Here is a 13,550-nt window from a genome sequence, read left to right as displayed (position 1 = left end):
CGTTTTCATATCAGGTGCCACGAGCTCTTTTTGTAGGAGCGCACTTGTGCGCGACAACCGCCACCCATGGGAACAACGCAACGCTGCGGTCGCCCACAAGTGGGCTCCTACACGCTCTATGTACCCTGCGACCAGGTTGCCGAGTAGCAACGCCACTCGTGACCGTCCTTCCGCCACGCCGTCTCCACTTGGTACACGCCGATCTGGGCCGGCAATAGCTTGCCGCCACTGGTCAGTGTCACCGTGAAGCTGGCCACGTAACGTTCACCACGAGGCTCCACGCTCACCGGGCCGACCAAAGCGTGGATGGTGTCCCCACGAAACGCCGCTGCATGAAGCAGTCCGAGTAGTTGGCGTCGGTCGGTCGCCCCCGCATTGCCATCGAAATCCTCACTGAGCACATCGCCCAATGCCGAGGCATTGGCGTGGCCCGCGGCGTTCACTGCGGCCTCGATGCCCTGTCTCACCAGCGTCTCGTCTGGCGCATGCCGACAGCCCGCCAGCAGGCCGCAAAGCAACAAAATCATCCACCTATTTCGCATGATAGACCTTCCCCCAGATATCGCTGCGGCGCGGCTTGCCGCTATACGCGAGCGTATGCTCCAATGCCGAATCGTCATTTTGCCGTACCCATGCCATGCTTGAACCATGGGCGGTTATACAGAGGAGCTTTGGATCCAACATGAGCAATGAGCGTCCGTGGCTGGCCCATTATCCGGAAGGCGTTCCGGCAGAGATCGACATCAACCAGTACGCCTCGGTAGCCGCGGTCGTCGAAGAAGCATTTGAGCGCTTCGGTCAGCGCCCGGCGTTCTCCAGCTTCGGCAAGCAGCTCACGTATAGCCAGATCGATGTGTTGAGTCGCCAGTTCGCCGGCTACCTCACTGGCGTACTCAAGCTCGGCAAGGGTGATCGCATTGCGATCATGATGCCCAATGTCCTGCAGTACCCCATTGCCCTGTTCGGCGCGCTGCGCGCTGGCCTGGTGGTGGTCAACACCAACCCGATGTACACCGCGCGCGAGCTCAAGCATCAGCTTGAAGACGCCGGCGCCAAGGTCATCGTGGTGCTCGACAACTTCGCTTCGACGCTGCAGCAGGTGGTGGCCGAAACCGGCGTCAAGCACATCATCACCACGGGCATTGGCGACTTGCTGGGCGCCAAGGGTGCGGTGATCAACTTCGTGCTCAAGCACGTCAAGAAGATGGTGCCGCCCTTTCAGCTGCCACAGGCGGTGCGCTTCAGCGATGCGCTTGCGCAAGGCGCACCCCATCCGCTGCCCAAGGTACAGCTGGGCCACGATGACCTCGCTTTCCTGCAGTACACCGGCGGCACCACCGGCGTGGCCAAGGGCGCGATGCTCTCGCATGGCAACATGGTTGCCAACATGCTGCAGGCCAGCGCCTGGATCGGCAAGAACGCCAAGCCGGGCGAAGAAGTCATCATCACGGCACTGCCGCTGTATCACATCTTTTCGCTTACCGCGAACGGCCTGGTGTTCATGCGCCTGGGTGGCCTGAACTGGTTGATTACCAATCCGCGCGACATGCCCGGCTTTGTAAAAGAACTGAAGAAGTCCAACTTCACCGCACTCACCGGCGTCAACACGCTATTCAACGGCCTGCTCAACACGCCGGGCTTCGCCGAGCTGGATTTCTCCCGCCTGCACCTCAGCCTGGGCGGCGGCATGGCCGTGCAGCGCCCGGTCGCCGAGCGCTGGAAGAAGGTCACGGGCTGCACGTTGGCCGAGGCGTATGGCCTCACTGAAACCTCGCCCGCCGTTTGCATCAACCCGCTGGACCTGAAGGATTACAACTCATCGATCGGCATGCCGATTCCTTCGACCGATGTCGCCATCTGGTCCGAGGACAACCAACCGCTACCTATCGGCAGCGTGGGTGAGCTGATGGTGCACGGCCCGCAGGTGATGAAGGGTTACTGGCAGCGTCCGGACGAAACCCTCAAGGTGCTTGGCCCTGACGGATGGCTGCACACCGGCGACGTCGCTCGCATGGACGAGGACGGCTACGTCTATATCGTCGACCGCAAGAAAGACATGATTCTGGTGTCCGGCTTCAACGTGTATCCCAATGAAGTCGAAGACGTGGTGATGCAGCATCCGGGCGTCGCCGAAGTTGCCGCGGTGGGCGTGCCGGACGAACACTCGGGTGAAGTGGTCAAGCTGTTCATCGTGCGCAAGGACCCGAACCTCACTGTCGAAGAACTGAAGAAGTTCTGCCACGACAATCTCACTGGTTACAAGCGTCCGAAGATCATCGAGTTCCGCGACACGCTGCCCAAGAGCAACGTGGGCAAGATCCTCCGCCGCGAACTGCGTGACGAGAAGAAGGCAGCCACGGGCTGAGAGCGGGAAGTGAGTTAAGTGGAGTGAGCAGTGAGAGAAGAGCTCGCTTCCTCTCCAAACAAAAAAGCCCGGCATCAAGCCGGGCTTTTTTTTATTGCTGGTGGCGCATGAGGAGCAAGTGGTTTTCTCTCACTTCTCACTCCTCTGCACTCACTTCTGACCCTCAGTCGTGCCACATCTCGAGAATGTCGGCATAGCCACCCAGCAGGTTCCACAGCGGCACCTGCTTGTCTTCGGGAATACGTGTGTAGGCAAAGCCCAGATGCCGATCGGAGATTCGCGCGACCTGAGCCTCCAGGTGAATGTGCAGATCGTGGCCGAAGATCATATCCAGGATCCAGCTCTGACCGATTTCGCCCTGCCAGCCCAGTGGCCGGCGCAACAGCACTCCGGTCGCCGAGATGTCCACCAGTTCAGTGGGCTGCGATTCGTCGCCGCGGCTCATCAGTACCGTGGTTTCGATACGCATGCGCGCCGGTCGCAACTGCTCCGGATCGGAGCTGTTCCTGGCGTTGTCTTCCGCTTTGCTCATCCTGCCGTATCTCCCCACGTCCGACGCACCCAGGCGCCGACTGTTTCGTCCTGAAAAACACCGCCCCACGCCATCGATGTGGAGGGCCTCCGACCAACTTCAATCCTGCGGCTTGGTTCGCAAAACCCCGGCACGCACCAGGCTTCCCGAGCCAAACCGCAAATTGATCTTGTCCTGCACCTGATCCGTAATCCGCCCTTCGGACGTGGCATCGAACAAATCCTGCTGCCGCTCGGCAGCGAAGCCCGACAGGCTCACGCCCAGCAAACGCAGGCGCGGCTTTCGCTGCGCCTGCCACCAGGACTGAAGCAAACCTCGTGCCACACCATAAATCTCGCTGGCAGAAGCGCTGGATGTGCGCAATGGGGCCTGGCGTGTATGGGTAACAAACGGTGGCTCACGCAGTTTCACGGTAACCGTCCGGCCTTCCAGCCCTCGCTGGCGGGCCCGCGCGGCGATACGTTCGCAATGCCGCAGCAGCCAGGACTCGGCTAGCGCCAGCTCGGCTATGTCGACGTCGAACGTATGTTCCGCGCCGATGGATTGTTCAGCTTGTGCCGGTTCAACGCAACGGTCATCTTCGCCCCGCGCGAGCGCTTGCAGTCCTTCCACCTGACGCCCCAGCGCACGGGCGAGACGCGCCGTGTCACATGCTGCCAATTCCCCAATAGTGTGAATACCGAACCGATGCAGCGCCTGCTCGGTCACTTTGCCTACCGTCCAGAGCCTGCCCACCGGTAGCGGAGCCAGTTCGGCCGCAGCGCCATCTCCCCGAATGCGATGGAATCCATTTGGCTTGGACATCTCACTGGCGAGCTTGGCCAGCAACTTGTTGGGCCCCATGCCCACGGAGGCCACCAGCTGGGTGCGCTCGCGGATGGCTTCCTTGATGCGGCGCCCGATGACCTCGATGGACCCGAGCAGGCGCAGGCTGGCGGTGACGTCCAGAAAGGCCTCATCCAGCGACAGCCCTTCTACCAACGGCGTTACCTCGTGGAACACCTCGAATACCTGATCCGAGAGCTCCTCGTAGCGCGCCATGCGTGGCCACAGATAGACGCCATCGGGGCACAGGCGGCGCGCCTGGACGATAGGCATGGCGGAATGCACGCCGAACTTGCGCGCCTCATAACTGCAGGTGGAAACCACCCCACGAGGGCCTAACCCGCCCACGATAACGGGCAGGCCGCGCAACTGGGGCCGGTCGAGCAGCTCCACGGACGCGTAGAAGGCGTCCATGTCGACATGAATAATCGAGCGTTCATCGGGTGGCATGCCCCGCTATTTTGCCGCGATGGCAGGCTGCGCGCGTACTGGACTTGCCGGCTTTCAGCGGCTACTCTTGGTCCTGCATGGGTCCTAGGGTGCGCGCACGATCGGCCAGGATCGACCGCTACGACACCCATCCCGATGCACTAAGCCGACCAATGGAAAAGCCTGTGACGCAGGTATCGTCACGTTGTGGCTTGCGCCTTTGCTGTGGTTCAAAGCCCGCAAAAGACGCACAAGGGTCGCTCACGGCCAGCCTGATCGAAACGCCAAGCGCGCGATTTCATCATGCATGCCCGGGACGGTGACGCAAGGCGCACCGGCTAGGCATCGCGCAAGTTAGCTTCAACGGGTCGCCAACCAGTAGGCGCGATCCGGGCGGGGACATTCGTCGAGCGAATGCCGGTGGGACAGAACGTTTCCTAACGTGTTGAACGCAACGCACGCCGTCGTGGACGGCCAAACGACATGTATTGATGAGCACTGAGCCAGTCGAGCCTCAGGCGGTCACAGCACCGCAGGACGCATTTGCGTCGGTACCGCAACAGCAGGAAATGCCGCTGGCCATCGTGCGCGGCGAACCGATGTTGCAGATGCCGCAGGACCTGTACATCCCACCGGATGCACTCGAGGTGATTCTCGAAGCATTCGAAGGCCCGCTCGACTTGCTGTTGTACCTGATCCGTCGTCAGAACCTGGACATTCTCGATATCCCTGTCGCCGAGATCACCCGGCAGTACATGAATTACATCGAGATGATGCGCGACGTGATGCGCCTGGAACTGGCGGCCGAGTACCTGCTGATGGCCGCGATTCTTGGCGAGATCAAGTCGCGGCTGCTGCTGCCCCGGCCGCCGACCGAGGAAGGCCTGGAGGAAGACCCCCGCGCCGAGCTGGTCCGCCGCCTGCAGGAGTACGAGCGCTTCAAGAGGGCTGCGGAGGATATCGACGCCCTGCCCCGCATGGAGCGCGACATGGCGCCCGCCCACGCGGAAGTGGGCGAGCGCAACGTGATCAAGCTGCCGCCGCCGCTGGACCTGAAAGAACTGCTGTTGGCGCTGAAGGATGTACTGCACCGCGCCGAGCTGTTCGGGCATCACGCCATCAAGCGCGAGGCACTCAGTGTGCGTCAGCGCATGGGCGAGCTGCTGGGCCGGTTGAATGACCGCAGTTTCCAGCGCTTCGAGACGCTGTTCGATGTGACCGAGGGCCGCCTGGGCGTGGTGGTCACCTTCCTGGCCATGCTGGAACTTGCCAAGGAAATGCTGGTTGAAATTGTGCAGGAAGAAGCGCTGGGGCCGATTTACGTAAGGGCCAAAGCGGGACGTGGCGAGGAGGCTCTCGAAGAGTCGATCGCCGACGAACCGGCCGCTGCCGCCGAATGACGGCTGCGCTATGCCGCTAAACATCATGAATCCGCATCCGAACTGAGGCCATGCAGATCGAGCAACTCAAACCCATCATCGAGGCGGCGCTGCTGGCATCCACCCAGCCCATGACCATTCCTCAGCTGCTGGAACTGTTCGGCGAAGAGGACGACATCGGTCGTGAGGAAGTGTCCAAGGCACTCGAGGCGCTGGCGGAAGACTGCGCCCACCGTGGCGTGGAACTGCGAGAAGTGGCCTCCGGCTTCCGCTATCAGGTGAAGCAGGATGTGCACCCGTGGATCTCGCGGATGTGGACGGAAAGGCCCAGCCGCTATTCCCGCGCCCTGTTGGAGACGCTGGCGCTGATCGCCTACCGCCAGCCGATCACCCGCCCGGAAATCGAGCAGATTCGCGGCGTGGTAGTGTCTTCCAACATCATTAAGACGATGGAAGAGCGCGAGTGGATTCGCGTGGTCGGTTACCGCGACGTACCGGGCAAACCTGCCCTTTTCGGTACGACCCGTGCCTTCCTCGACTACTTCAATCTCAAGTCGCTGGATGAGTTGCCGCCGCTGTCGGAAATCCGCGACATGGAAGATCCGCAGATGAGCATCGCACCGGAGCCGCTGCCGGCTCGCATCGTGCGCGACCTGCCGATCGATCCGGACGAAGAAAACGAAACGCTGGTGGTGGCTGGCGACGACGAAGGCCTCGTGCACGAGCCCACCACTGACGAAGCACCCGCATCGGGTGAGGGCGAGGAAGCCTCTTCCGCCGTCACCGAAGCACCCATTGACGAACAACCCGTGGCGATGGAAGTCGCCACTTCCGAATCCGGCGATGTTTCACACGCCGACACCCCGAATGACACTGCCGACGAGGCAGCGACCCACGCGGACGCCGACGAAGGCGACGCCACGCAAGACACTAAGGAGTACCGCGCATGACTGCGCCGCAGAAATCCGTTTTGACCCTTAAGCGCGCACCGCGCGACGAGAGCACCCCTGCCCTGGAAGAGCGCCTGCACAAGGTGCTGGCCAACGCGGGCCTCGGCTCTCGCCGTATGCTGGAGCAGCGCATCCAGGCCGGTGAAGTTGAACTCAACGGCACGCCCGCCACCATCGGCGCCAGCGTGCACGCCGGCGATCGCGTCGTGCTCGATGGCAAGCAGTTCATTGTCGCCACCGACAATCGTGACGAGACCGAAGTGCTGGTCTACCACAAGCCCGAAGGCGTGGTGACCACGCGCGAAGATCCCGAAGGCCGCCCCACCGTGTTCGAACAGCTGCCGCGCCTGAAGGGTGCGCGCTGGGTCGCCGTGGGCCGCCTGGACATCAACACCACCGGCCTGCTGCTGCTCACCACCGACGGCGAGCTAGCCAATGCGCTTATGCATCCGAAGAGCGGCCTTGAGCGCGAATACCTGTGCCGCGTGCACGGTGAAGTGCCCGACGAGATCATCGAGAAGCTCAAGGCCGGCGTGGAGCTGGAAGACGGCCCGGCACGCTTCGACGAAATCGCCGTGATCAGCCGCGGCGGCAGCCACAGCTGGTTCCGCGTGGTGATTCGCGAGGGCCGTAATCGCGAAGTGCGCCGCCTGTGGGATTCGCAGGGCTTCCTGGTGAGCCGCCTCAAGCGCATCCGCTACGGCAGCGTGGAACTGCCGCGCAACCTGCGTCGCGGTGACTGCGAAAACCTGGGCGAAGACGCCGTCAAGGATCTGCGCAAGACCACCGGTCTGGGCGCACCGCAGCCAGTGCTCACGCTGAGCCCTGTGCTGCATCAGCGCCGCGCAGCGCGCAATGTCACCGAGTATCGCCCCGAGCGCGGCGCCAGCGGCTCGTACAGCGCGGGCTATCAGGACGAAGCGCGCGAGCTGCGCGCTTACGACCGTATCCGCGAGGAACCCGCGCGTGGCAAGCAGCAACGTCGCCGTCCGGGCAAGGAAGTGAATGGCAACGTGGCACGCCCTGAGCGTTCCGCGGGTGGCATGCAGCGCAAGAACAAACGCGGTGTCGCACCGGGTCAGGAACTGCCGTCGGTGCGCACATGGTTTGCCGGTGAAAGTCGCGAAGGCGGCCGTGGCGGCGAGGGTAGTCGTGGCGGCGCAGCAGGTGCGGGCAACCGACGCGGCGGCGGCAAGCCGTTTGGCGCACGCGGCGGTGAAAGCGGCGGTCGCTCATTCGGCGGCGGCGGCGGCGGTGGCGGTGGCGGCGGCGGCGGTCGCAGCGCTGAAGGTCGTGGCGGCAGCAGCCCCTATGGCGGTTTCGGCGGCGGCAACGCGGGCGGCAATCGTGGCGGCAACAAGCAGGGTCGTCCTGGTCAGGGTAGCGGTGGACGTCCGCAGGGTCGTGGCGGCAATCGTCCCCAGGGCCATGGCGGCGGCCATGGTGGGCAAGGCCACGGTGGTGGTGGCGGTGGTGGCGGGCGTCCGCATGGCGGCGGCCGCGGCGGTAACCGTCACGGCAATCGCTGATGACGGTTCGGATCTATCACAACAACCGCTGTTCGAAATCACGCGCCACGCTCGCCTTGCTTGAAGAGCGCGGTGTGGCGTGTGATGTCATCAACTACCTCGAGACGCCACCGAGTGCAGCAGAGCTCACGCAACTGCTGGACATGCTCGGCATGACCCCGCGCGAGCTGATTCGCAAAGGTGAAGAGGAGTACGCGGCACTGGGTCTCGATGACCCCTCGCTGGATGACACCACGCTCATCGCGGCGATGGCGAGTCATCCCCGCCTGATCGAGCGACCCATCGTGGTGTCGAACGGCAAGGCGGCGATCGGTCGCCCGCCGGAAGCGGTGCTTTCCATCCTGTAAACCAACGAACCCTTGCCTCGCAGGCAAGGGTTCGCTACTCGCCTCAACTGCCCGTCGCTTCGTCGTCGGGCACGTAGGCCAGCAGATCGCCCGGTTGGCATTCGAGAAATTCGCAAATCTTGCTCAGCGTTTCGAAGCGCACGCCACGCACGTGCCCTGATTTGAGCAACGACAGATTGGATTCGGTAATACCGACGAACTCGGCGAGTTCGCGTGATCGTACCTTGCGCATCGCCAGCATTACATCGAGTCGGACCACGATCGCCATATGCGCCTCACACGATCGAGCGTTGATCGTCTTCAAGTCGCGCCGCCTCGTCGAACAGACGCGCAACGAAGAAGAACACAGCCACCGGCAGCAGCGACAGCAGATCGTCACCACTGAATTCCAGGCGAGCCTGATGGACACCCGACAGGTGTGCTTGCCATAGCGTAGCGGCCGCTGGCAGCAACACGCGAAGCACGGCGGCGATCATCATCAGGCAGGCGAATCGTCGGAAATGCTTCGTCGCCGCGCTGGAAAACAACGCATCAGGTCGCACACGACCGAGCATGCGCGCCAACTCCACCAGCGCTGCGCAGGTGACCAAGGCCAGCAAGGCCGCCATGACGGCAGCCCAATCATGTGGCAGATCACCGGTCGACAAGATGGCGGTGACCCTGCCCTGCACGCCGCCGCCCCAGATACCCGCGGCAGTGACGCACAGGCAGGCCAATGCTGCCAGCCAGCACACCACAGCCAGCCGACGGGCTGCCCTCGCCAAAAATAATTCTGTTGAACGATGCGTTTTTTCTGTATTACGATAATTTTTATCCGTCATACAGGCACCATACCATGAAACATCGTTTGCTGGCCCTGGTCCTTCCTTTCACCTTGCTGGCTGCCCCCGCAGGTTCGACCTTCGCCGCGGGCGGATCGGTCGCGTCGCCCAGCCTCTCCCGCCAACAAGCAGAACAAGCTTTGCGTAGTGCCACCGACGGCGACGTCTTTACACTGAACAACGTGCTCCCCCGCATCGATGATCCGGGCCTGGCCACGCTGGCGCGTGCGCGGCTGGCTGCAACCCAACTCGATGCCGCTCAAGCACGTGAACAGGTCACTCGCTATCTCGCCGACGGCACGCGCTCGCCAGCGGAGCGCGCACTGGCATGGAATATCGTGGCCGATGCCAGTTTTGCGGTTGGCGACTACGCACAAGCCGCCAATGCAGCGCACGCCTGGGAGAAAGCGGTGACGGAACAAGGCGCGGATGCCGGTGAACGCGCCAACGTGCTTCAGATGGCCGTGATGGCCGATCAACTTGCCACCGCTCCGAAACAACAGTTGGACGCCTACGTACCGAAACCGGAGACCATGACCCGTGACAAGGTCGGCTTGCCTCGTGCCAACGTGGTGATCAATGGCAAGTCACAGGGGGTCGTGCTAGACACCGGGGCCAATCTGTCGACGATTTCGCAATCCACTGCGCGCAAACTCGGTCTTCGCATGCTCGACGGTACAGCCAGCGCCGGCAGCATCAGTCGGCAGGCAGTTACCACAAGGCTCGGCATCGCCGATCACCTGGAGTTTGCCGGCCTGTCTTTAAGCCACGTGGCGTTCCTGGTCCTCGACGACGACCAGCTGAGCATGCCGGTACCCGGCGGTTACCAGATCAATGCCATCCTGGGCTTTCCGGTGCTGCGTGAGCTGCAACGCATCGAATTCACCGCCGACGGCAAATTGCTGCCGTCGCGCAGCCATGCTCCCGCCATGACCGACGGCAATATGCGCATGGTCGGTAATGCCATCTTCGTGAATGTCGTGCTCAATGACATGCCGGTTGCCATGCAACTGGACAGCGGCGCAGTGCGATCAGGCCTTTCGTCACGCTTCGCGTCCGCACACCCCTATCTGGTCAAGGGATTGACGTCGAAGAAGGAACGCCTTGCCGGTGCCGGTGGCTCGCGCGCCAGCGAGTCGGTCGCGTGGCCCCATGTCCGCGTGCGTATCGGCGATCAGCGCATGGTTCTGCCTTCCCTCAGCATCGCAGTAAGCAGTCCCGGCAACGCTCTGGACCCTGACCTGCTTGGCGGCGACATCCTGCGGTCGTTCGATCACTGGACGATCGATTTCGCGCGCATGCAGTTCGAAGTGGGTAAGCCGATGGCGGAGGCAACCGCCAGTCCGCGCGCGGAATAACCGCGCGCGGCGGGTAGCAGATCAATCCGCGTCGAGCGTAAACCGGTCGGCGTCCATCCATGCGGGGAAGCGCTCGCGATGTGCGAGCAACGGCGCGGGATCGATCGTCACCGTTACCACTTGTTCCTGCGGCCCCAGCTCCACCAGCGGCTCGCCTACCGGATCGAGTACCGCGCTGTCGCCGGCATAGGGCAGATCGTTGCCGTCCACACCGACGCGGTTGAGACCCACCACATAGCTCAGGTTTTCAATGGCGCGTGCGCGCAACAACGTGCGCCACGGCTGGCGGCGCGGCGCCGGCCAGTTGGCCACGAACAAAGCAAGGTCGTATTCCATCCCGCCTGCGGCTTCTTCACGGCGACCGTTACGCAGCCACACTGGGAAACGCAGGTCGTAACAGACCTGCGGCAGAATGCGCCAACCCTTGAGTTCCACGATCAGCCGCTCGTTACCACCACCGTAACGCGTGTGCTCACCCGCCATGCGGAACAGGTGGCGCTTGTCGTATTGCGCGTAGCTGCCATCCGGGCGCGCCCAGATCAAACGGTTGTAGACCGTGCCGTCTTCGCTAATTGCCAAACTGCCGCAAACGACGGCACCGATTTCCTGCGCGAGCTCGCGCATCCAGGCGACGCCTTCGCCATCCATCGCTTCTGCGCTGGCGCGCGTGTCATTGCTGAAGCCGGAAAGAAACGTTTCCGGCAGCACAACGAGATCGGTCTGCCCTGCCACGCGACGCACCAGCTCACCGTAGTACTCACGGTTGGCCGGCGCATCGTGCCAGCGCGTCGCGCCCTGCACCAGGCTTACTTTCAAAGCTTGCATAGACGCTCCGCGGCCGCTTCCATGGTGGCATCGCTCTTGGCAAAGCACAGGCGCAGGAAATGCGTGCCCGGGGCTTTTTCGTAGAACGGCGTGAGCGGAATGGCGGCCACGCCACCTTCCTTCACCATCCACTCGCAGAACGACACATCGTCCTTATTGCTGATGGCCGAGTAATCCACCAGCTGAAAGTAACCACCCGGCACGTCAAGCAGCTTGAAACGCGACGGCTTGATCAGCTCGCGGAAGCGATCGCGCTTGGCCTGATAGAACGCCGGCAGTTCCAGATAGTGCTCGGGTGTGCTCGCCATGAATTCAGCAAAGGCCACCTGAGCCGGATGGAACGTGCAGAAGGTGAGGTACTGATGCACCTTGCGGAATTCGGCCGACAACGCCTTCGGTGCCACGGCGTAACCCAGCTTCCAACCGGTGCAGTGATAGGTCTTGCCGAACGAGGACACCACGAAGCTGCGCGCCGCCAGCTCGGGATGGCGCAACACGCTCTCGTGCTGTGCGCCGTCATACACGATGTGCTCGTACACCTCGTCGGACAGCACCACGATCTCGGTGTCGCGCACGATGGCCGCCAGCTCGTCCAGATCGGCTGCCGAGAGCACGGCACCGGTAGGATTGTGCGGGCTGTTGATGAGGATCATGCGCGTCTTCGGCGTAACGGCGTCGCGCACGCGCTGCCAGTCAACGCTAAACGTGGGGGCCTGCAGCGGGATATGCACGGCACGCGCGCCCTGCAGTTCGATCGCCGGCTCATAACTGTCGTAAGCCGGGTCGAACACGATCACTTCATCGCCCGTGCGCACCACGGCGGCGATGGCGGCAAACAACGCCTCGGTGGCACCGGAGGTCACGGTGACTTCGGTGTCCGCACTCAGCCGATGGCCATACATGCGCTCGGTCTTCAATGCGATCTGTTCGCGCAGATTCGGCAGGCCGATGCCCGGTGCGTACTGGTTGCGGCCTTCGGCCATGGCGCGAGTGATGGCATCGCGCAACGGTTGTGGTGGTTCGAAATCCGGAAAGCCCTGCCCCAGGTTCACGGCCTTGTGTTCCATCGCCAGCTGGCTCATGACGCTGAAGATGGTGGTACCCACTTTCGGAAGCTTGGTCTGGATCTGCATGGTCCGGATGTCTGGATGGCTAAACGGGGATGCTAACACGAGCTCTGTGGCACACCGTGGTCAAACGTACTTGTCACACTGTGCATGATTTTCGCGCACGGCCTCGGGCAGTTTTTCCGCCAAAAAATCCACGAAAGCGCGCACGCCGGGCAACAGGCCTCGCCGACTGGGATAAACGAAGTGCATGGTGCCCTGCGGCACGCTCCAGTCCGGCAACACCACCTCAAGCTCGCCACGCGATACGGCCGGCCCGCACACGAACTCCGGCAACAGCGTTACGCCGATGCCCCACTTGCAACTTTCCAGCAGCGCGGCGAAATCACCGCAGATCAGGCGTGGCTGCAGATCGACCACCACCCGCTCGCCTTGTGCGTCGTAAAGCTCCCAGCTGTGCGCACCCTCATGCTCATCCATGGTGAGCGCAGGCAGGTTCGACAGATCGGCAGGCTCCTTGGGATGGCCATAGCGCTTGAGCAATTCAGGGCTCGCCACCGGCAGCACACGGGACTGTCCGAATGTGCGCACCACCATGGTCGCATCGGTGTCGAGCTTGCTGCGGACGCGAATAGCGACATCGAAGCCCTCGCCGATCACATCGACACGGCGATTGGTGGCCTGGAGGCGTACCTGCATTTTGGGATGCAGAGCCAGAAATTCTGGAAGGACGTGACTCACTACCGATTGCACGATCGAAATCGGGCAACTCACGCGCACCACGCCGCGCGGCTCCGAGCGCACCTCCTCCACTGCCTCCTGTGCCGCCCGTGCCTCTTCCAGCACGGCGCGGCAGTGGCCATAGAAGCGCTCACCGACTTCGGTGACCACAAACCGGCGCGTTGTCCGCTGCAGCAAGCGCACGCCCAGCCGTTCTTCCAATTGGGCGATGCGCTTGCTCAGGCGGGACTTGGGTATACCCAATGCGCGACCTGCCGACGAAAAGCCGCCGTGCTCCACCACCGCCGCAAAGAAATACAGGTCATTGAGATCCTGCAGGGCGCCGTCCAACACCGTCATCGTTGTTTCCTTGTGGGAACAATACGTTCGATTTTACCCGTCT

Annotated in this window: 14 protein-coding genes; 6 read left to right on the top strand and 8 right to left on the bottom strand. The window is 62.7% G+C overall.

Features of this window, described 5'->3' with window-relative positions; translation table 11 throughout:
- Positions 1-116: 116 nt before the first annotated feature.
- On the bottom strand, positions 117-527 hold the full coding sequence (locus AC0GUR_RS08195; RefSeq protein WP_472876968.1) for a hypothetical protein: 411 nt from the start codon (positions 525-527) through the stop codon (positions 117-119).
- 155 nt (positions 528-682) lie between these two features.
- On the opposite strand from AC0GUR_RS08195, the gene AC0GUR_RS08190 reads away from it, so the two are divergent.
- On the top strand, positions 683-2,365 hold the full coding sequence (locus AC0GUR_RS08190) for an AMP-binding protein (RefSeq protein WP_472876967.1): 1,683 nt from the start codon (positions 683-685) through the stop codon (positions 2,363-2,365).
- 163 nt (positions 2,366-2,528) lie between these two features.
- Here AC0GUR_RS08190 and AC0GUR_RS08185 read toward each other — a convergent pair whose 3' ends face one another.
- Positions 2,529-2,897, bottom strand: coding sequence for a PilZ domain-containing protein (locus tag AC0GUR_RS08185; RefSeq protein ID WP_472876966.1), 369 nt, complete (start codon positions 2,895-2,897; stop codon positions 2,529-2,531).
- 99 nt (positions 2,898-2,996) lie between these two features.
- A complete protein-coding gene (locus AC0GUR_RS08180; RefSeq protein WP_472876965.1) occupies positions 2,997-4,172 on the bottom strand; it encodes a DNA polymerase IV in 1,176 nt (391 codons plus the stop codon).
- A gap of 470 nt (positions 4,173-4,642) precedes the next feature.
- Here AC0GUR_RS08180 and AC0GUR_RS08175 point away from each other — a divergent pair, with 470 nt between their 5' ends.
- The 4 genes from AC0GUR_RS08175 to arsC are packed head-to-tail and all read left to right on the top strand — an operon-like array spanning position 4,643 to position 8,356.
- The gene (locus AC0GUR_RS08175; RefSeq protein WP_472876964.1) at positions 4,643-5,551 is read left to right on the top strand and encodes a segregation and condensation protein A; all 909 of its coding nucleotides are present in this window, start codon (positions 4,643-4,645) and stop codon (positions 5,549-5,551) included.
- A 50-nt stretch (positions 5,552-5,601) separates the two neighbouring features.
- Positions 5,602-6,480, top strand: a complete 879-nt coding sequence (scpB, locus tag AC0GUR_RS08170) for an SMC-Scp complex subunit ScpB (RefSeq protein WP_472876963.1) — start codon at positions 5,602-5,604, stop codon at positions 6,478-6,480.
- The gene (locus AC0GUR_RS08165) at positions 6,477-8,009 is read left to right on the top strand and encodes a pseudouridine synthase (protein WP_472876962.1); all 1,533 of its coding nucleotides are present in this window, start codon (positions 6,477-6,479) and stop codon (positions 8,007-8,009) included. The genes scpB and AC0GUR_RS08165 overlap by 4 nt, the downstream gene beginning before the upstream one ends.
- On the top strand, positions 8,009-8,356 hold the full coding sequence (gene arsC, locus AC0GUR_RS08160) for an arsenate reductase (glutaredoxin) (RefSeq protein WP_472876961.1): 348 nt from the start codon (positions 8,009-8,011) through the stop codon (positions 8,354-8,356). Before AC0GUR_RS08165 ends, arsC begins: the two co-directional genes overlap by 1 nt.
- 43 nt (positions 8,357-8,399) lie before the next feature.
- Here the strand turns inward: arsC and AC0GUR_RS08155 are convergent, their stop codons facing one another.
- Positions 8,400-8,624 carry a helix-turn-helix domain-containing protein gene (locus AC0GUR_RS08155; RefSeq protein ID WP_472876960.1) on the bottom strand — a complete coding sequence of 75 codons (225 nt, stop codon included), beginning with the start codon at positions 8,622-8,624 and terminating at the stop codon, positions 8,400-8,402.
- 7 nt (positions 8,625-8,631) lie between these two features.
- Positions 8,632-9,120, bottom strand: a complete 489-nt coding sequence (locus AC0GUR_RS08150) for a DUF2975 domain-containing protein (RefSeq protein WP_472876959.1) — start codon at positions 9,118-9,120, stop codon at positions 8,632-8,634.
- A gap of 71 nt (positions 9,121-9,191) precedes the next feature.
- On the opposite strand from AC0GUR_RS08150, the gene AC0GUR_RS08145 reads away from it, so the two are divergent.
- Positions 9,192-10,535, top strand: a complete 1,344-nt coding sequence (locus tag AC0GUR_RS08145) for an aspartyl protease family protein (protein ID WP_472876958.1) — start codon at positions 9,192-9,194, stop codon at positions 10,533-10,535.
- A gap of 21 nt (positions 10,536-10,556) precedes the next feature.
- Here the strand turns inward: AC0GUR_RS08145 and AC0GUR_RS08140 are convergent, their stop codons facing one another.
- Genes AC0GUR_RS08140 through AC0GUR_RS08130 form a run of 3 tightly spaced genes read right to left on the bottom strand, consistent with a single transcriptional unit; the run spans position 10,557 to position 13,507 of the window.
- Positions 10,557-11,360: an amidohydrolase gene (locus AC0GUR_RS08140; RefSeq protein ID WP_472876957.1), complete on the bottom strand. Its 804-nt coding sequence runs from the start codon at positions 11,358-11,360 to the stop codon at positions 10,557-10,559.
- Positions 11,348-12,493 carry a pyridoxal phosphate-dependent aminotransferase gene (locus AC0GUR_RS08135; RefSeq protein ID WP_472876956.1) on the bottom strand — a complete coding sequence of 382 codons (1,146 nt, stop codon included), beginning with the start codon at positions 12,491-12,493 and terminating at the stop codon, positions 11,348-11,350. The genes AC0GUR_RS08140 and AC0GUR_RS08135 overlap by 13 nt, the downstream gene beginning before the upstream one ends.
- Positions 12,494-12,553: 60 nt before the next feature.
- A complete protein-coding gene (locus AC0GUR_RS08130; RefSeq protein WP_472876955.1) occupies positions 12,554-13,507 on the bottom strand; it encodes a LysR substrate-binding domain-containing protein in 954 nt (317 codons plus the stop codon).
- Between the last annotated feature and the right edge of the window lie 43 nt (positions 13,508-13,550).

Source organism: Dyella sp. PARNA 12/25 (genome assembly GCF_055702865.1).
Note: the sequence above shows the minus strand (reverse complement) of the source record. Positions and strands in the feature narration are given on the sequence as shown.